We start from the raw sequence: 15,996 nt of genomic DNA on the forward strand, positions 1-15,996 counted from the left end.
GGATCAGCCGGGGGGCCAGCGAAAGTCGTCGGCCCGCCCCGGCTGCGGCGCGGGAGCGTTCCCGCGAAGGAGCGTGCGCTCCACGGTTCCGGTCGAATCGCCGTCGAGGGGGCGCCCCGTCATCAAAGCGCCCCCGGGGGACGTCTCGTTTCGTGAGAGCGGAATGACCGGCCCTGCCGCCGGCTTCACCGGCAAGGCGGGAATACCCGCTGGCTCTGGCAAGCTCGGCAGCATCGCGGTGATCTGCCGGTCGATCGCGGCCGTGTCCGACGGGGGCGCCTCACCACCATCCAGGCTCGCGGCCGGAACGCCCGTGGGAGCACCCGGTGTCACGGCTGCTGTCGGCGGTTGTTCGGACATCGCGGGCGCGGCAGTGCCCATCAACCGCTTCAGTTCGATATCGGCGAAATGCGCGAGCTTGCGGTCGCCAGCTTTGGTGAAATGGACGCCGTCGGAGGTCCGCAGCTTCGCGATCTGACCCTCCGGGTCCGGACCGGACGAGGCATAGCGGTCCCGGTCGTCTACGAAGCCTGGCCAGATGTCGACGTAGGTTGCCCCCGCCTTGGTGGCCGCTTCGCGGACCAGATCGTTCATCGAGGCAAGGTCACGCATGAGGCTCGGGTTCTGCATCGGCGGAAGCCCGACCCAGATCAGCGGTATCTTGCGGTCGGTGAAGGGCTTCACCATCGCCTCGACCCGGGCTCGGTATAGTTCCTTCCAGCGATCGGTCAGAGGCTCGATCGTGGCATCACCGTCGCGGATGACCTGCCGGTCATTCGCGCCCACCATCACGAGCCCGTAGCGTACCTTCGGGTTGGCCTGAAGATACTCGTCCGCGACCTTCGGCCAATCGACCACGTCCTTCCGGACGAGGCCGCTATCGCCTTTGGACCGGTCCATGACCGCGACGTCGGCATTGTCCTCGAACGCATCGTCGAGGCCCTTGGCGAGGTGGTCGGCCAGGGAATCGCCGAACACGGCGATCTGCACGCTCGGATCCGCCTTGGCGGCGACAGCCTTCGGCGGCTGTGGCGCGCGGGTGGGTTGCTGGCGGCGTCGTACGCTCGCAGGTGGGCGTTGGCTGTCTGCCGTGCCGTAATTCCGCTGTCGCGGTGGTAGGGGACGATAGGCACGCTCAGGCGGCGGCGCGACCTGCGGCTGCGGCCGGTCTTCCCACGGCCAATAGAACTGGCGCGGCTGCTCCGGCGGCGGCGCATAGCGCTGCGGGCGGGCATAGGCGTCATCGCGGTAGGCGCGGCGGCGCGGCGGCGCCTGATAGTTTCCCCCGCGCGGATCGGCATAGCCGTCGCCCCATTGGGCTTTGGCCTCTCCCGGCGGCAGCAGGGCGAGGCCGAGCAGCACTGCCAGGGACAGAGGGTAGAGCGGTTTCGTCATACACCCACGCCTTCCGCGTGCGCCCGCAGGCACTCCTCACGATAACGGAATGAACCGTCTTCGTCTAAGTGCCGACTTAAGGTCCCTTGAGATGCGCGAGGAGCGCGGGCGAGGCATAGCCGTCGGCGGGCAAGCCGGCGTCGATCTGGTAGCGCCGCACGGCCTCGCGCAGTTTCGGCCCGGCGCGGCCATCGGCGTCACCCCTGTAGAAGCCCTTCGCGGCCAAGCCTTGCTGCAGTGCCTTGAGGCCGGCGCCGTCGAGACGTGGCGCCTTGATCGGCCAGGGCGCCGCGAGTTGTGGTCCTCCGGCGAGGCGATCCGCCAGATGCCCGACCGCCAGCGCATAGGAATCCGAGGTGTTGTAGCCGCGGATCACCTCGAAATTATCCGTGAGCAGGAAGACCGGGCCACCGAGCCCGCCCGGCAGGAACAGGCTTCCCTTTCCGGTACCGGGCAGCGCGCTGCCATCCGTGCGCGTGACACCGCGCGACGCAAAATCTGATAGGTCCGCCGCATAGCGGCTGAGATCGAAACCCGGTGGCAGGCGCACTTCGTAGCCCCAGGACAGGCCGGGTTTCCAGCCGAGATCCTTGAGGTAGGATGCGATGGAGGCGAGGGCATCGGACTCGTCCTGCCAGATATCGCGACGCCCATCGCCATCGAAATCGACGGCATGGCCGAGATAGGTCGAGGGCAGGAACTGAACCTGACCCATCGCGCCTGCCCAGCTCCCGGTCATCGCCGAAGGGGTGATGTCGCCGCGTTGAAGGATCTGCAGCGCGTCGAGCAACTCGTTCCGGAACAGATCGCCACGATGTCCTGCCGAGGCCAGGGTCGCCAGGGCGCGGATCGTCGGCACCGTCCCGGCGCTGGCGCCGAAATCGGATTCGACGCCCCAGATCGCCAGAACGACGCTCTCCGGAACGCCGTAGCGCGCTTCGATCGCTTTGAGCGGCGCGGCGAGCGCTTGCGCCCTGGCGCGGCCTCGCGCGATCCGGCCCGGCGTCACCGCACCGACGAGGTAGTCCCAGACCGGGCGGCTGAACTCACCTTGCTTTTTGGTCCGCGCGAGGATCGACGGATCCGGCGCTTTCACATCCCGGAAGGCGGCATCGAGGGTCGCTTCCGAGACGCCGCGGGCCGCCGCATCGCGACGCAGATCGGCGAGGAAGACACCGAAATCTGCGCCACTCCCCGGTTTGGCCCCTGCCGGAGCGGCAGCGCACAAGGCCAGAAGGGACAGCGCTGCTGCGATCCGGCGCATTGTCAGGTCCGGTTGCGCTTGGAGAGGTGATCTTCCCACGCGAGGGCCTGGGTCACGATCGTCTCCAGATTGTTGTAGCGCGGCTCCCAACCCAGGTTCTCACGGATCTTGTCGACACCCGCGACGAGTTGGGCCGGGTCGCCCGGCCGACGCGGGCAGATCCGAACGTCGAAATCGACGCCGGAGACGCGCTTCACGACCTCGACCACTTCGAGCACCGAGTAACCCTGCCCGTAGCCGCAATTCATCACGAGGCTTTCGCCTCCGCTCCGCAGATGGTCGAGGGCGAGACGATGGGCGTCGGCGAGGTCGGTGACCTGGATGTAGTCCCGCAGGCAGGACCCGTCCGGCGTCGGGTAATCCGTTCCGTAGACGTCGAGCCGCTCGCGACGACCGAGCGCCGCTTGCGTCGCCACCTTGATGAGGTGGGTGGCGTTGGGCGAGGATTGCCCGGAGCGGCCCTTCGGATCGGCCCCCGCGACATTGAAGTAACGCAGCACGACGTAGGTGAAGCCGAGCGCCGCCGCCGCGTCGGCGATCATCCACTCGCTCATCAGCTTCGAACGGCCATAGGGATTGATCGGGTTGAGCGGCACGGATTCGCGAACCGGCACGGCCTCCGGCTCGCCGTACACGGCGGCGGTCGAGGAGAAGATCACATGGCGCACGCCCGCGCCGACCGCCGCCTCGATCAGCGCGCGGGTCTTCACCGTGTTGGCGAGGTAGTAGCCGAGGGGATCGGAGACGGAATCCGGCACCACGATCTTCGCGGCAAAATGCGCGAGCGCGTCGATCTCGTGTTCGCGGATCGTGCGCATGACGAGATCCTGATCGGCCACGTCGCCGACGACGAGGTGGACGCCCTCCGGCACGGCCCAATCGAACCCGGTCGAGAGATCGTCCAGGACCACGACCTTATCATGTCCAGCATCGAGCAGGGCCAGCACCATGTGGCTGCCGATATAGCCGGCGCCGCCCGTTACGAGGACTGCCATCCAGATTTCTCCGTTGATCGTGGGCGTTAACGCTACACGTAGCGTCCGCCGATATATTTACGGCGGACGCCCCGGCAGTATCATGAAAAGGACCTTGCGAGGGCCGTCGCGGTCTGTCTCATCGTCCCACCGTCGTTTCACCTCACAGCTTCAAGGCCATCGCACGATGAAACCGATCCGCAAGGCCGTCCTCCCCGTAGCGGGTCTAGGCACGCGTTTCCTCCCGGCGACCAAGGCGGTCCCCAAGGAGATGCTGACCGTGGTGGACCGGCCGGTCGTCCAGCATGTGGTGGATGAAGCGCGCGAGGCGGGGATCGAGCATTTCATCTTCGTCACCGGCCGGGGCAAGGCCGTGATCGAGGACCACTTCGACATCGCCTACGAACTCGACCGCACCCTCCAGGAGCGCGGCAAGCAGGCTATCTATGAAGAGCTCAAGAAGGATCTGCCCCAGGCCGGCCAGACCAGCTTCACCCGCCAGCAGGCCCCCCTCGGCCTCGGCCACGCGGTGTGGTGTGCCCGCGAGATCGTCGGTGACGAGCCCTTCGCCGTCCTTCTTCCGGACATGCTGAGCCGGGGCTGCATGGGTCAGATGCTCGCGGCCTACGAGCGGCACGGCGGCAACGTCATTGCGGTGGAAGAGGTCGCCCCCGAGGAGACCCACCAGTACGGCATCGTCAGCGTCGGCGAGACCTACGGTCAGACCTTCCAGATCACCGGCATGGTAGAGAAGCCGAAGCAGGGCACGGCTCCGTCGAACTACATCATTTCCGGCCGCTACATCCTGCAGCCCGAGATCTTCGGCATCCTCGAGCACGGCAAGAAGGGAGCGGGCGGTGAAATCCAGCTCACCGACGCCATGATCGACCTGATGGGCGAGCAATCCTTCTTCGGCATGAAGTACGAGGGTCGCACCTACGACACCGGTTCGAAGCTCGGCTTCCTGACGGCGAACCTCGCCTATGGGCTGGAGCGGCCGGACCTCGCGGGCCCGCTCAAGGCCGAGATCGCCAAACTCCTCTCCGAGCAGTGAGAGCGACGTCAGCCTAGCAAGGGAGCCATGCGCTGAAAGCGGGCATTCGTAGCCGAACGCCTCTTGTCTTTTGTGCGGCGCACTGTAGATTGTGCATTGCAGGAACGCGATGGCGTCGCGGTCCTGCTGCCCTTCTTGGGCGTTTCCTCCCTAGACTTCGGGCCGCTCCTTCGGGAGTGGCCTTTTTTCTTGGCCAATCGCCTATTCGGCGGCCATGCGGGGGAGCGGGATCTCTGCCGATCCTATCGCCACGGCCGTCACGATGGCTTCGAGCGCCGTGACGAGGCCGGAGAAATTCCGGGTCAAGGCCATACTCGACTCGTTCATGTAGAGAGCACGGTTCAATTCGATCTGGAGAGCGTGACGCCCGAGGTTCGGCTCACCGTAATGCTCGGTGATGAAACCTCCCGCGTAGGGCTTGTTGCGCACCACGCGGAACCCGTGCGCCTGGAACTGGCTCTCGAACGCGTCGATCAGCGTCGGCGAGCAGGCCGTGCCGTAGCGATCACCAAGCACCACGTCGGCCTTGGCATCATCGCGCCCCAGGCTCGTCGACGGCATCGAGTGGCAATCGATCAGGATGCAGCGGCCGTGGCTTTTCGCCGTTCGCTGGATCAGTCCGCGCAGGGTGCGGTGATAGGGTTTGTAGAGTGTCTCGATCCGGGCGACCGCTTCACCGGCGGGGATCCGGCCCGGATAGATCTCCTGCCCATCCGCGACGACGCGCGGGACGGTGCCGAGTCCACCCGCAACCCGCATGGAGCGTGTGTTGGCGAAGGGTGGCAGCCGTCCATCGAACATGCGCGGGTCGAGTTCGTAGGGCTCCCGGTTCACATCGAGATAGGCGCGGGGAAAGTTCGCTCGCAGGAGGGGCGCGCCGAGGCGCACCACCGGGGCGAAGAGCCGGTCGACATGCGCATCTTCGGATCGCCGGAGGCTCAATCCGTCCAGACGCGAAGCCGCGAGGAAGCTCGACGGGTAGATCGCCCCGGAATGACCGGTGTTGAAGACGAAGGGGATCGAATGATCGTCCGGTTCATCCACGACGAAGGGTGGATCGAACAGGCTGGCGGGCTCGGATGGCCCCGGCGTTTCCGTGGCGGAGATTGTCATCGTCGGCGTGGACGCTCCGGTCGCGATCCCGTATCCCGTCTGCACAGTCTGGGGCGGAGATTCGCCCCTGTCCACTGGGCGGATGCCCCGTTGCAGCGACACAACGGCTGGCAGTTCACCAGCGAGCGGTTCCCGCTGAGGTTACCACTTGTTTACCAACCCGTCCCTTTATGGGATCAACACTTCGATTCGAGGACTCGGAACCGTCCGATGAAAATTCTGCTGGCGGAAGACGACAACGACATGCGCCGGTTCCTCGCGAAGGCGCTGCAGAACGCGGGCTACGACGTGCTCTCGTTCGACAACGGTCTCTCGGCGTATAACCGCTTGCGCGAAGAACCGTTCGAACTGCTCCTGACCGACATCGTCATGCCGGAGATGGACGGGATCGAGCTGGCTCGCCGGGCCACCGAACTCGATCCGGACATCAAGGTGATGTTTATCACCGGCTTCGCCGCCGTGGCCCTGAACCCGGATTCGAAGGCCCCGAAGGACGCGAAGGTCCTCTCCAAGCCCTTCCACCTCCGCGATCTCGTGAACGAGGTCGAGAAGCTGCTGGCGGCCTAAGGTCTAAGTCGGTCGGGCCGCGCCGGGCGTGACCGCGCGGCCATAGGCAACTGGCTCGGGAAGCCCCTATATGGGGCATCTTCCGTGCGAGATGCAGCGACGATGCAGCCGGTCACCATCTACACCACGTCCTGGTGCCCCTATTGCGCGGCGGCCAAGAGCCTGTTGACGCAGAAGGGCGTGACTTTCCAGGAAATCGACGTGGAGCGCACGGCGGGCTCCCGCGCGACCATGGTCGAGCGGGCGGGTGGACGCACGAGCGTGCCACAGATCTTCGTCGGTGCGACCCATGTCGGCGGTTGCGACGACCTCTACGCCCTCGACCGGGCGGGCAAGCTCGATCCGCTACTGAAGGCATCTGCCGATGCCTGAGCGTTTCGTTGCCGCGTGCATCCAGATGTGCTCGGGCCGCGACCCCGCGGCCAATCGCGACGCCGCGGTCGCGGGGCTGCGCGAGGCCGCGTCACGGGGCGCGCGCTACGTCCAGACGCCGGAGATGACCTCTCTGGTCGAGCGGGGCCGCGAGAAGCTGTTTGCCGTCGTCACGGATCAGGATTCCGACATCACCCTGGCCGCCCTGCGCCAGACGGCGCGTGAGGTCGGGGCCTGGGTGCAGGTCGGCTCGATCGCCGTCCGCAACGGCGACAAGATTGCCAACCGTGCCTTTCTCATCGACCCGGAGGGCGGTATCGCTGCCTCCTACGACAAGCTGCATCTGTTCGATGTCGACCTGCCGAGCGGCGAGAGCTGGCGGGAATCCTCGACCTATACGGGCGGCAGTTGCGCGGTCGTCGCCGAGACGCCGCTCGCCACTTTCGCTCTTACGATCTGTTACGACATTCGCTTCCCGGCCCTTTACCGCTCCCTCGCGGAGGCGGGCGCGGAGGTCCTCACGGGGCCTGCCTGCTTCACGCGCCAGACCGGCGAGGCGCACTGGCACGTGCTGCAACGCGCGCGGGCGATCGAGACCGGATCATTCATGATCTCGGCGGCGCAGGGCGGCACGCACGAGGATGGCCGGGAGACCTTCGGTCACTCGCTCATCATCGATCCCTGGGGCCGGGTGCTCGCCGACGGTGGCACCGAGCCGGGCGTCATCCTCGCCGAGATCGACCTCGCTCTCGTGGCCGATGCGCGGACACGTATTCCATCTCTTCGCCATGCCCGTTCGTTCACGATCGACCGGGCCGGGCTCCAGTCCTGACACATCGATCCTCACGCGAATGATCCGGTACAATCTGGTCTGCGAAGCCGCGCATGGCTTCGAATGCTGGTTTCCCTCCTCGGATTCCTACGACGCCCAGGTCGAGCGGGGGCTCGTCGGCTGTCCGCACTGCGGCAGCACGTCCGTGTCGAAGGCTGTGATGGCGCCACGTGTCGCACGCAAGGACCGCGAGCCTGCGAAGGCCCTCGTTTCCGCGCTGCCTGCGGAGGCCACGGTGACGATGGTCTCCGAACCGGAGCGCAAGCTGCGAGCGATGATCAAGGCGCTCCACGAACATGTCGCGGCGACGTCCGAGCATGTCGGCGAGCGCTTCGCCGAAGTGGCCCGGAAGATCCATTATGGCGAGGTGGAAGGCCGCTCGATCCATGGGCAGGCGAGCCTGGACGAGGCCCGCGCCCTGATTGAGGAGGGGATCGAAGTCGCTCCCCTGCCCATGCTTCCAGACGATCGGAACTAGCCTCGCAGCGCCTCCGTTCCGGCCCACGACGCGAGAATGGCGGAGATCGCCGCGCTCCACCCCGCGAGCGAAACGCCGAGGACCCGTAACGACGCGGTCGAGCAGTCCACGACCTTCGTCACCTTCAGAGAAGAGAGGAAGTCGGTCACCGCAGCGGGGTTCGCGCCCGTGCCACCGCCGCAATCCATCGGACCCGCCCAAAAGCCCCATTCGGCGCCCGCATGATAGATGCCGATGCCCGCACCGTAGAGCAGGCCGAGGGCGGCGAGACCGAGAGCGAGACGCGCGAGGCGGACCGGCGCGAACAGCGCGATGAGGCCAAGCGGCACGGCGGCGTAGTAGGGAAGGCGCTCTGTCAGGCAGAGCTTACAAGGCGCGTATCCGAATACGTATTGCAGCATCAGGGCACCACCGACGGTGAGCGCGGCGGCGATGGCGACCCATAAGCCGGTCGTCTTGAGGCGAAGGGCGGTTTTCGTATCCATCGCTACAGGATCACCTTGAACAGCACGAAACCGAGGACGATCACCGCCACGGAAATTGCGGCGACTGCATTGAGATGCCGGTCCAGAACGCCGCGGATCTGAACGCCGTAGCGCCCAAGCAGGGCGGCGAGGATGAAGAAGCGCGCGCCACGGGTGATGACCGACAGCACCGTGAACCAGAACAGACTGTAATGGGCAAAGCCCGACGTGATCGTGACGAGCTTGTAGGGGATCGGCGTCAGGCCCTTCAGTAGGATCACCCAATGCCCGTATTCGGCGTAGGAGCGCTCAAACGCTTCGGCCGAGTTCTGGAGACCGTAGAGCTTGATGAGCGCCTGCCCGAGGGAATCGAACAGAAGCGCGCCGATCGCATAGCCGACGAGTCCACCAAGGACGGAACAGACTGTGGCGACGGTGGCGAAGAACCAGACCCGATCCGGGCGGCTCACCGACATCGGCACCATCATGGCGTCGGGCGGAACGGGGAAGAACGAGCTTTCCGCGAACGCCACCGCCCCGAGGGCGTAGGGCGCGGAAGGCCGGTCGCTCAGGGCCAGGATCCAGGCATAGAGCCGCCGCAGCATCTAGTCGTCCGGGGAGAGCGAGGAAAAGCGGCGCCCCTTCAAGCACAGCCCACCGCGTAAGGCCAGAGTGGGCGCTGCGCGAAGAAACCTGCCTCGGAAACCATCGGATGCGTGAAAAACCCTTGGCCGATCGGGCTCACCTGTGCCATGAGCCCCGGCGCGCGGGTATGGCGGAATTGGTAGACGCGGGCGACTCAAAATCGCCAGCCGCAAGGCGTGGGGGTTCGATTCCCTCTACCCGCACCACAGTCAGGATCAAGGATCCTCGCTCAGGTCGCGAAACTCGATCTGGACGCTGCTGTAGAGCCGCTTCAGCCACATCTGTGCTTCCGCGAGCTTGGCCCGGTTCAGTTCGATTTCCTCTTCCGCGCGTCGGGCACGGGCATCGGCCATCTGGGCCGCGAGTTCGGCCCGCTCGGCACGGAGATGGGCGTCCCGCGCCGCCGATTCCGCGAGACGCAGGCGCCGCTCCGTCTCTTCGAGGCGATGCATGGCCCCATCGATGACGCTCTGAGAATGCTCCACGACATCGCGCGTGTAGCGCCGTGCCTGACGGACGCGGGCGCCGACATCGCGGATCAGTTCGATGGCTGCCGGCCAGTTCGGCTCCTCGGTCTCGTTCGTCTCTAAGCCGGCAGGCTCGGGGAAAAGTTGAACCACGCCGCTGCGCTCGACCACGTTACGCGTGGGCGCCAGCAATTGCCGGAGGGTCGGGCGGTCAGTCATCCGCTCACCGTCGAGGGGCGCGACTTCGCCGATGCGGCCGCCCACGGGCGGACGATCCTTCACGTTACGCGCCATCAGCCGGTCGCCTCGTCTATGACGGAGAACTCGCTGAAGATCGTTTCGTGGATCTGCCGCAGCCAAGCCTCGGCGGTGTTTGCGCGTTCCTCCGCCTGGGAAGCCCGCTCCTCGGCGGCGCGGACGCGCTCATGCGCTGCGGCCTCCGCCTGGGCAGCCTTGGCCTCGGCCGCGCGAACCCGTTCCTCGGCAAGCCGGATATCGGCTCGGGCGCGGCTGAGAAGATCCTCGACCTGAATCGCGCGTTCGCGGGTCTTGGCCTCGGACTCGCGCATGCGGCTCGCCGTCGAGCGGATGCGTTCGATCAGAGCCGGCCAGTCGGAATTCTGTTCGGGCATCGGAGTCCTCGGCAGGTCTTCATCGATTGATGACCCTATAGCCTTAAGAATCGTCGCGATGCCGTTGGTGGCCGTCAAAGCCGATTTTTCCGTACCAGCGGGTGACTGAAAGTCTTCGGCACGCTCGAGCCGTAATTTTCTTGCCGGATTGATGCTCGCAAACATGTTTGACGACGCCCGAACGAAGGCCATGCTCGTGACCGAGCCATGAGATTAATTTTGTCTGAAAGGCGCCATGACTCAAGGCCCGGAGTGCTATCCGTGGCTTGTTTTCCCTGTTTTCGCGGGGCTTCTGCGCATTCAAGCGCAAGGACAGTTAATCTTGCGCACTGCACCAGATCTTCAATTTTAGTCTCAGACACGCCGGGGCGTCTGACCGGGCTAACATATTACAGTGCCGATGGCGGCGTGGAAGAACTGGCGCGAATGTGGAAACTGGGGCGCCCCAACCTTTTCAGCCAAAACGAAAAATGTGATCAGGTTTTCGCGTGGAAGGAAGGAGGGCCTTCATCTGCGTGTCGTCACAGCCGGATCGGGCGCGAAACCTGAGGGGGCTGTCGCGGGTTCGATCTTCACAGGCTTGGGTGGGATGAACACATACGCCGTCGGCGATATCCACGGTTGCTTCGACGGGTTTCGCGCCATTCTCGATCGCATCGCGTCTCAGGTTGCAGGCGAACCGCACCGGATCTTGGTGCTCGGCGACTACATCAACATCGGCCCCGATTCGCGAAAGGTTCTCGATTACCTCATCGAGACACCGGCCATCACCGCGTTGTGTGGCGACCACGACATGATGCTTCTCGCGGCGGCGCGCGGGGATGCCCGGTCTATCTGGAACTTCGAGTATCACGGCGGCGGTGAAACCCTCCGTAGTTTCGGCGTCGCCAAGGCCGCAGACATCCCGGCGCGGTACACCGATTACCTGCGGCAACGCTTGGTCCGATACGTGGAGGATGGACAGCGCGTCTTCGTTCACGCCGCGATCGATCCCACTGTCGGCGAGATGGCCTTTCAGGACGACACGACCCTGCTCTGCGCCCGAAAACCCGTCAGTCCCGCACCCGATCGGGCGGCACCCTTCGTCGTCCACGGTCATTTTCCTCAGGCCGATGGCTTGCCGGAAATCCTGCCGCATCGCTGCAACCTTGACACGGACGGTTGCCATACGGGGGTGTTCACCTGCGGCATCTTCGACGACGCGCAGGCCGACCCGATCGACATCCTGCAAGTCCGCTAGGTAGGTTCAACTTGCGATGGTGGCCGCAAACGTGGTGGGAGAAAGTTGCAAATTTGCAACAAACAGAAAACGTCTTGTGTCGTGATGAATTCAGCGACGACGTTTGAAGCCCGAAACTGATGGCTTTCGACGATCAACGCGAGCGTACTATCGTGGCGGGGCAACTTTAAGGGACAAAAACCGGTGGCAGGCCTCGCGCGACCTCCCGCCGAGCCCTCTCGGATGTTCAAAGTGGGTGCATGCGCTCTGGTCTTGAGACGGGTAAAACAATAGGGTCTTTCCAGCGCGCGGGACGAGGGCGGCCGTTTGTCGGCGCGGCGCGAAGGAGTTCGGGACAATGGCATGGACGCCGATCAAGCGTCTGCTCGGGCAGGGATCGGGATCATCTGATTCCTCCCGTGGTAACAACTCCGCCTGGCTTCCGGAACTTGAGCTCGAGTCGGCCCTGCGTCCGGAGCCGAAGCGCCAGACCCCGCAGCAGAAGCAGCCGCCGCAAAAGCCGCAGCCTGCCTATCAGCCGGAGCCCGAGACCTATCCCGAACTGAGTCCGCAGGCAGTGCAGGAGGCGCGGCGCCAGCTTGCGGAGCGGCAGCAGGCCGAGCGACGTCAGGAAGCGAAGCGTCAGCCGGAGCCCCCGCCCGCACCCCCGGTCGATCCCTACAGCGCCTTCGACGCGATCGGCCAGCGCAACGAGATGGTGCGCGTACGCATCAGCCAGATGATGGAGCGGCTGGACGACTTGAAGTCGCTTCAGACGGATTTCGCCCAGATTCTCGAGCCGCTGGCGGGCGTCGCGGATGAGCTACCGCAGGCGAAAATCAAGATCGCTGAGCTCGAAGTGCTGCTCGCCCGCGAGCAGGAGCACATGCGCAACCTGCATCGCGAGTTGAACGAGGTGAACGGCCGCGCCGCCACGAGCGCGAACGAGTTGGCCGCCACCTCGAACGAGTTGCATCGCCTTGAGGGTCAGCTGCGCGAGCGAGAGGCCGAAACCGAGGAGCTTCGCGTCCGCATCCGAGACCGGACCGTCGCGGTGGAGAACCTCGAGCGACAATTGTTCGCCGAGACGGAGCAGGTTCGCGCGCTGACCGGCGAGAACAAGTCGCTGCGTATCGAGGCGCAGGCGGCCGATCAGGCGATGACTCGCGCCGAGCGCGAGTTGAACGAACTGAGCGAGCGGTTGAGCCTCAGCGAGCAGGATGCCCGCCGCCTGCAAAGCTTGGCCGGCGAGCAGGCCGTGCGGCTGTCCGAGGCCGAGGCCAGGGTGGTCGAGCTGACCCAGCAGATCGAGGTGCTGCGCCAGCGCGCCCGCGATCTGGAGGCGCAACTCGCGGCCGAGACCGCAGCTCGCGAGCGGGCGGAGGGCCAGTACGAGACGGAGATGTCGGCGATCCGCGCCGACCGTGCGAATCTCGCCATGAAGCTCGATGCGTCGCTCGGCCGGGCCGCGACGCTCGAACAGCTTCTCAGTCAAGTCCGCAGCCAGCTGCGCGAGCGTGAGGAAACGTCCCGGACCGCCGACCGCACGCTGAAGGAGCTTCAGATCGAGCGGACCACGATCGACCGGCGCCTCGAAGGACTTCAGGCGGAGCTGCAGCGGCAGACGGAGCGGGTGTCTGAAACTCAGCGCCTGCGCGCTGAGGCCGACGCGCGGGCCGACATGCTCTCGAAGGCACTGGCGGCCAAGGAAGCCGCGATGGAGCAATCCCAGACCCGGGTGACGGCCCTGGCCGACCGGATGGAGCAACTTGGGCGCCGCCACGAGGCCGAGAAGGCCGAGTTGCAAGCCGCCAACCGGCGTCTGGTCGAGGAATTACAGAACGAACGGTCGGAGCGGGCGCTGGCGCAGGGTGCCCTCGATATCGCACGTGAAACCCGTGCCTCGTTGCAGAAGCAGCACGAGACCCTTAAGCGCGCAGTGCGTAACCTCCACGGCGTCGATCCTGCGGCCCTCCTTGGGTTCGCGGCTCAGGAGGCTCGCGCAGAGCGCGGCGAAGACAGCAATGTTACGCCTTTCGTCGCTGCAGAGCGGGAAGGGCGTGACAACAAACTCAATAACGACATGAATGCGTGAGTGAGTCACCATGATGGAACAGGTTCGCATGCCCATCGAGGACGACGCCGACGCGGCGGCCTACGCCGCGCTGAAGGCTCATGCGGCAGCGGCCGCCGCTGCGGCTGAAGCCGTGCAGAATTTCGAGCCGATCCCGCTGCCGGGCAACGTGTCGTTCTTCCCGTCCCAGCCCCAGCCGAGCGAGGGTGGACCGGTTCGCGACTTCAAGTCGGCCATCGACCTGATCAAGGAAGCGAGCGAGGCAATCCGCTTCTCCGAGGAGCGCGCCACCGAGCTTGAGCAGCAGCTCCATCAGGTCAGCAGCCGTTCGGCCGAACAGGTGAAGGCCCTCGAATTGCAGGTCGCCGCGCTTGAGCGTCGGCTGATCAAATCCGAGGAGCGCGCCCGCGCTGCCGAAGTCCGCGCGAACGATGCAGAAACGTGGCTGTCGCGTCTTCACGACACGATCATCACGAGCTTCCGTCGTCCGCTTCACCCCGGCGAAAGCGACTCTCACTAGGGTTTGCCGCGGCGCCTCTGTGACCGTTCGGTCTTAGAACCGTATGGTGAACAAGAGGTTAAGGCCGCGCTTGGCTTACGAAGCCGGGTGCCGCGAGAGGGACGGGGGTGGCATCTTCGCGGTCTGCAACCGTGGCGGATGCCGCCGTGGGGTCAGGCGAGCCGGGCCGCTTAATGCATGGACGGGAGCGGCTCCGGTGGAGGGGCCATTCCCGCCGGAAGGTGGCCGCAGGCGAGCGGCGGTGCGATCCGGAGCGGAGCGGGCGGTGGCTGAGATCAACCTAACGGTCGAGATGCGCGAGAGGACCATGGAACCTGCTCAGCTCTTGATGACCCCGACGATGCGCAAGGAACTGAAGTCCCTCAGCCCCGTCGAGCGCGCATCGGGCAGTTCGGTGTCGAAGACCGGAACCGATATCGCCGCGCACATGAAGCGGTTCGGGCAGGAAGAGTGGCAGGCTGTCTGCGAGCGTATCCAGGATGCCGCCGAGTACATTCAAGAACTCGAAGCGGGCCGGCATCAGCAGGAGATGCAGGCCCAAAAAATCTTCGCGAACATGCAGGACGAGATCGCCGCTGCCAACGCGCGCGCTTTGGCGGCAGAGCGGATGCTGCAGGAAGTCCAACACCGGGCGACGAACGTCGTGAAGACCCTGGAAGATCGGCTCCTAGCGGCCGAGGACCGTGCCCGCGAGGCCGAAGATTGGCTGACGCGGATCTCCGAAGCGGTTCGCTCGAACCTCAGCTTCCCTTGATCGGCTTGCGGACGGTGCCCCGTCCTCAAGCCGTCCTGACACGGCCCGGTTTAGTCTCGATCGCCATCGCGTTGCCGCGCCAGACGACGTCGCTGCGCATCCACGCCATCGACCAGACGAAGGGGATGAACAGGTCGCGGGCGATGAAAGCCGCGAGCAGCATGGGAGAGCGAAGCCATCCGGCGCGGGCGGCGAGGGCGAGTTCGCCGCCATAGATGACGGCGACCATCAGACCGAGGCCGAGCACCATCTCAGCAGAGCCGATCGCCGACGCCGTCAGAAGGCAGGGCACCAGCATTCCGCTCAAGATTTCTGGGGCGAAGAATAGCGGAAAGGTCACGCGGCGCAGGCGCGCCCACCGGATCTGACGAGACCACATCTCCGCAAAGCTGCGCCTACCGAGGGGCTGCGAGAACGGGGCCGCGACGAGGTTGACCCGCCTCCCAGCCGCGCGCACCACCTTGGTGGCGGCGGCGTCTTCCGCAATCTCAAGGGCAAGCGCCCGGATGCCGCCGACCGAGTTCAGGAACGGCCGGTGCCAGAGCATGCTCTTGCCCTGCGCGAAGCCGAGGCCGACCGCTTCACCCGCATATTGCCAGCGAGCTTGCAGTGTATTGAGGAAAGCGCATTCGACCAAGGCCCAGAATCCGTCCGGCTGGGCGCCGATGGGCGTCGCACAGACGAGGCCGGTATCGGGCCGCCACGCCGCTTGAAGGGACTGAAGATAGTCCGGCGGCATCAGAACATTGGAATCGGCCAGCACGATCCAGTCATGCGCCGCCGCGTCCCAACCGCGGACGCAGTTGTTGAGCTTGGGATTGTCGCTGATCCGCTCTTCCCCGACGATGATCCGCGCCGCCACATGCGGATGCTTGGCGATGAGCCTTTGCACCAGGGGCAGGACGGGATCGCCCGCATCGGCAACGCAGAAGATTAATTCGTAATCGCGGTAGGCGAGGCGGAAGCCGCTTTCCAGCGTCTCCTCGCTGAAACGCTCCAGCCCGCAGATCGGGCGGATGAGTGAGACCGGCGCGTCTTCGGGAAAGATCGAGCGCGGCATGGCGCGCCTAAGCCGCAGCCCTGCCAGTGAGAGGCTGACGAGATTGACCAGCAACATCGCGAGGCAGCCGACGAAGGCCAGGAAAGGGCCGTCCAGCGCACTGATCATGCGA

The 15,996-nt window shown here is 65.4% G+C and carries 18 protein-coding genes and 1 tRNA gene; 10 read left to right on the forward strand and 9 right to left on the reverse strand.

Annotated elements, in window-relative coordinates; genetic code table 11:
- Nucleotides 1-3 precede the first annotated feature (3 nt).
- The 3 genes from J4O73_RS06495 to galE form a co-directional block, all read right to left on the reverse strand.
- Complete coding sequence (locus J4O73_RS06495; protein ID WP_426215684.1) at nt 4-1,395, reverse strand: DUF459 domain-containing protein; 1,392 nt, start codon at nt 1,393-1,395, stop codon at nt 4-6.
- A 76-nt stretch (nt 1,396-1,471) separates the two neighbouring features.
- Entirely contained in the window at nt 1,472-2,659 is a 1,188-nt protein-coding gene (locus J4O73_RS06500; protein WP_426215686.1) for a lytic murein transglycosylase, read from the reverse strand.
- A 2-nt stretch (nt 2,660-2,661) separates the two neighbouring features.
- Nucleotides 2,662-3,654, reverse strand: a complete 993-nt coding sequence (gene galE, locus J4O73_RS06505; protein WP_426215688.1) for a UDP-glucose 4-epimerase GalE — start codon at nt 3,652-3,654, stop codon at nt 2,662-2,664.
- A gap of 166 nt (nt 3,655-3,820) precedes the next feature.
- On the opposite strand from galE, the gene J4O73_RS06510 reads away from it, so the two are divergent.
- The gene (locus J4O73_RS06510) at nt 3,821-4,687 is read left to right on the forward strand and encodes a UTP--glucose-1-phosphate uridylyltransferase (protein ID WP_426215690.1); all 867 of its coding nucleotides are present in this window, start codon (nt 3,821-3,823) and stop codon (nt 4,685-4,687) included.
- Between the two features lie 201 nt (nt 4,688-4,888).
- Here the strand turns inward: J4O73_RS06510 and J4O73_RS06515 are convergent, their stop codons facing one another.
- The gene (locus tag J4O73_RS06515) at nt 4,889-5,800 is read right to left on the reverse strand and encodes an N-formylglutamate amidohydrolase (protein WP_426215692.1); all 912 of its coding nucleotides are present in this window, start codon (nt 5,798-5,800) and stop codon (nt 4,889-4,891) included.
- A gap of 210 nt (nt 5,801-6,010) precedes the next feature.
- On the opposite strand from J4O73_RS06515, the gene cpdR reads away from it, so the two are divergent.
- The 4 genes from cpdR (at nt 6,011) to J4O73_RS06535 (ending at nt 8,049) form a co-directional block, all read left to right on the forward strand.
- Nucleotides 6,011-6,367 (forward strand): cell cycle two-component system response regulator CpdR, encoded by a 357-nt coding sequence (gene cpdR / locus J4O73_RS06520; RefSeq protein ID WP_003603128.1) that lies wholly within the window; start codon nt 6,011-6,013, stop codon nt 6,365-6,367.
- A 102-nt stretch (nt 6,368-6,469) separates the two neighbouring features.
- A complete protein-coding gene (gene grxC / locus J4O73_RS06525) occupies nt 6,470-6,739 on the forward strand; it encodes a glutaredoxin 3 (RefSeq protein WP_426215696.1) in 270 nt (89 codons plus the stop codon).
- On the forward strand, nt 6,732-7,571 hold the full coding sequence (locus tag J4O73_RS06530) for a carbon-nitrogen hydrolase family protein (RefSeq protein ID WP_426215697.1): 840 nt from the start codon (nt 6,732-6,734) through the stop codon (nt 7,569-7,571). Before grxC ends, J4O73_RS06530 begins: the two co-directional genes overlap by 8 nt.
- A gap of 19 nt (nt 7,572-7,590) precedes the next feature.
- Nucleotides 7,591-8,049: a DUF1178 family protein gene (locus J4O73_RS06535; RefSeq protein ID WP_426215699.1), complete on the forward strand. Its 459-nt coding sequence runs from the start codon at nt 7,591-7,593 to the stop codon at nt 8,047-8,049.
- Here the strand turns inward: J4O73_RS06535 and J4O73_RS06540 are convergent.
- Both J4O73_RS06540 and J4O73_RS06545 read right to left on the reverse strand, forming a co-directional pair.
- The gene (locus J4O73_RS06540) at nt 8,046-8,534 is read right to left on the reverse strand and encodes a disulfide bond formation protein B (protein ID WP_426215701.1); all 489 of its coding nucleotides are present in this window, start codon (nt 8,532-8,534) and stop codon (nt 8,046-8,048) included. The genes J4O73_RS06535 and J4O73_RS06540 overlap by 4 nt on opposite strands.
- 2 nt (nt 8,535-8,536) lie before the next feature.
- A complete protein-coding gene (locus J4O73_RS06545; RefSeq protein WP_426215702.1) occupies nt 8,537-9,118 on the reverse strand; it encodes a YqaA family protein in 582 nt (193 codons plus the stop codon).
- A 161-nt stretch (nt 9,119-9,279) separates the two neighbouring features.
- Between J4O73_RS06545 and J4O73_RS06550 the strand changes: the two genes are divergently transcribed.
- Nucleotides 9,280-9,364, forward strand: a tRNA-Leu gene (locus tag J4O73_RS06550).
- A gap of 9 nt (nt 9,365-9,373) precedes the next feature.
- Here J4O73_RS06550 and J4O73_RS06555 read toward each other — a convergent pair.
- Together J4O73_RS06555 and J4O73_RS06560 are read right to left on the reverse strand one after the other, a co-directional pair.
- Complete coding sequence (locus J4O73_RS06555; RefSeq protein ID WP_426215704.1) at nt 9,374-9,919, reverse strand: hypothetical protein; 546 nt, start codon at nt 9,917-9,919, stop codon at nt 9,374-9,376.
- The gene (locus tag J4O73_RS06560; protein ID WP_426215706.1) at nt 9,919-10,449 is read right to left on the reverse strand and encodes a hypothetical protein; all 531 of its coding nucleotides are present in this window, start codon (nt 10,447-10,449) and stop codon (nt 9,919-9,921) included. The genes J4O73_RS06555 and J4O73_RS06560 overlap by 1 nt, the downstream gene beginning before the upstream one ends.
- A 208-nt stretch (nt 10,450-10,657) precedes the next feature.
- Here J4O73_RS06560 and J4O73_RS06565 point away from each other — a divergent pair, with 208 nt between their 5' ends.
- From J4O73_RS06565 to J4O73_RS06580, 4 genes are all read left to right on the forward strand, one after another.
- Nucleotides 10,658-11,497, forward strand: a complete 840-nt coding sequence (locus J4O73_RS06565) for a metallophosphoesterase (RefSeq protein WP_426215707.1) — start codon at nt 10,658-10,660, stop codon at nt 11,495-11,497.
- A 337-nt stretch (nt 11,498-11,834) separates the two neighbouring features.
- Nucleotides 11,835-13,571 (forward strand): chromosome partitioning protein ParA, encoded by a 1,737-nt coding sequence (locus tag J4O73_RS06570; protein WP_426215709.1) that lies wholly within the window; start codon nt 11,835-11,837, stop codon nt 13,569-13,571.
- Between the two features lie 28 nt (nt 13,572-13,599).
- The gene (locus J4O73_RS06575) at nt 13,600-14,070 is read left to right on the forward strand and encodes a hypothetical protein (protein ID WP_426215712.1); all 471 of its coding nucleotides are present in this window, start codon (nt 13,600-13,602) and stop codon (nt 14,068-14,070) included.
- Between the two features lie 265 nt (nt 14,071-14,335).
- The gene (locus J4O73_RS06580; protein WP_426215714.1) at nt 14,336-14,824 is read left to right on the forward strand and encodes a hypothetical protein; all 489 of its coding nucleotides are present in this window, start codon (nt 14,336-14,338) and stop codon (nt 14,822-14,824) included.
- Between the two features lie 25 nt (nt 14,825-14,849).
- On the opposite strand, the gene J4O73_RS06585 is transcribed toward J4O73_RS06580, so the two are convergent.
- Nucleotides 14,850-15,992, reverse strand: coding sequence for a ceramide glucosyltransferase (locus J4O73_RS06585; protein ID WP_426215716.1), 1,143 nt, complete (start codon nt 15,990-15,992; stop codon nt 14,850-14,852).
- Between the last annotated feature and the right edge of the window lie 4 nt (nt 15,993-15,996).

This window comes from Methylobacterium sp. NFXW15, from assembly GCF_049887755.1.
In the GTDB taxonomy this organism is placed as follows: domain Bacteria; phylum Pseudomonadota; class Alphaproteobacteria; order Rhizobiales; family Beijerinckiaceae; genus Methylobacterium.

Coding starts and splice junctions, on each gene's coding strand:
- J4O73_RS06495 (WP_426215684.1), bottom strand. CDS start 1,395: ATGACGAAACCGCTCTACCCTCTGTCCCTGGCAGTGCTGCTCGGCCTC.
- J4O73_RS06500 (WP_426215686.1), bottom strand. CDS start 2,659: ATGCGCCGGATCGCAGCAGCGCTGTCCCTTCTGGCCTTGTGCGCTGCC.
- galE (WP_426215688.1), bottom strand. CDS start 3,654: ATGGCAGTCCTCGTAACGGGCGGCGCCGGCTATATCGGCAGCCACATG.
- J4O73_RS06510 (WP_426215690.1), top strand. CDS start 3,821: ATGAAACCGATCCGCAAGGCCGTCCTCCCCGTAGCGGGTCTAGGCACG.
- J4O73_RS06515 (WP_426215692.1), bottom strand. CDS start 5,800: ATGACAATCTCCGCCACGGAAACGCCGGGGCCATCCGAGCCCGCCAGC.
- cpdR (WP_003603128.1), top strand. CDS start 6,011: ATGAAAATTCTGCTGGCGGAAGACGACAACGACATGCGCCGGTTCCTC.
- grxC (WP_426215696.1), top strand. CDS start 6,470: ATGCAGCCGGTCACCATCTACACCACGTCCTGGTGCCCCTATTGCGCG.
- J4O73_RS06530 (WP_426215697.1), top strand. CDS start 6,732: ATGCCTGAGCGTTTCGTTGCCGCGTGCATCCAGATGTGCTCGGGCCGC.
- J4O73_RS06535 (WP_426215699.1), top strand. CDS start 7,591: ATGATCCGGTACAATCTGGTCTGCGAAGCCGCGCATGGCTTCGAATGC.
- J4O73_RS06540 (WP_426215701.1), bottom strand. CDS start 8,534: ATGGATACGAAAACCGCCCTTCGCCTCAAGACGACCGGCTTATGGGTC.
- J4O73_RS06545 (WP_426215702.1), bottom strand. CDS start 9,118: ATGCTGCGGCGGCTCTATGCCTGGATCCTGGCCCTGAGCGACCGGCCT.
- J4O73_RS06555 (WP_426215704.1), bottom strand. CDS start 9,919: ATGGCGCGTAACGTGAAGGATCGTCCGCCCGTGGGCGGCCGCATCGGC.
- J4O73_RS06560 (WP_426215706.1), bottom strand. CDS start 10,449: ATGGCCTTCGTTCGGGCGTCGTCAAACATGTTTGCGAGCATCAATCCG.
- J4O73_RS06565 (WP_426215707.1), top strand. CDS start 10,658: ATGGCGGCGTGGAAGAACTGGCGCGAATGTGGAAACTGGGGCGCCCCA.
- J4O73_RS06570 (WP_426215709.1), top strand. CDS start 11,835: ATGGCATGGACGCCGATCAAGCGTCTGCTCGGGCAGGGATCGGGATCA.
- J4O73_RS06575 (WP_426215712.1), top strand. CDS start 13,600: ATGCCCATCGAGGACGACGCCGACGCGGCGGCCTACGCCGCGCTGAAG.
- J4O73_RS06585 (WP_426215716.1), bottom strand. CDS start 15,992: ATGATCAGTGCGCTGGACGGCCCTTTCCTGGCCTTCGTCGGCTGCCTC.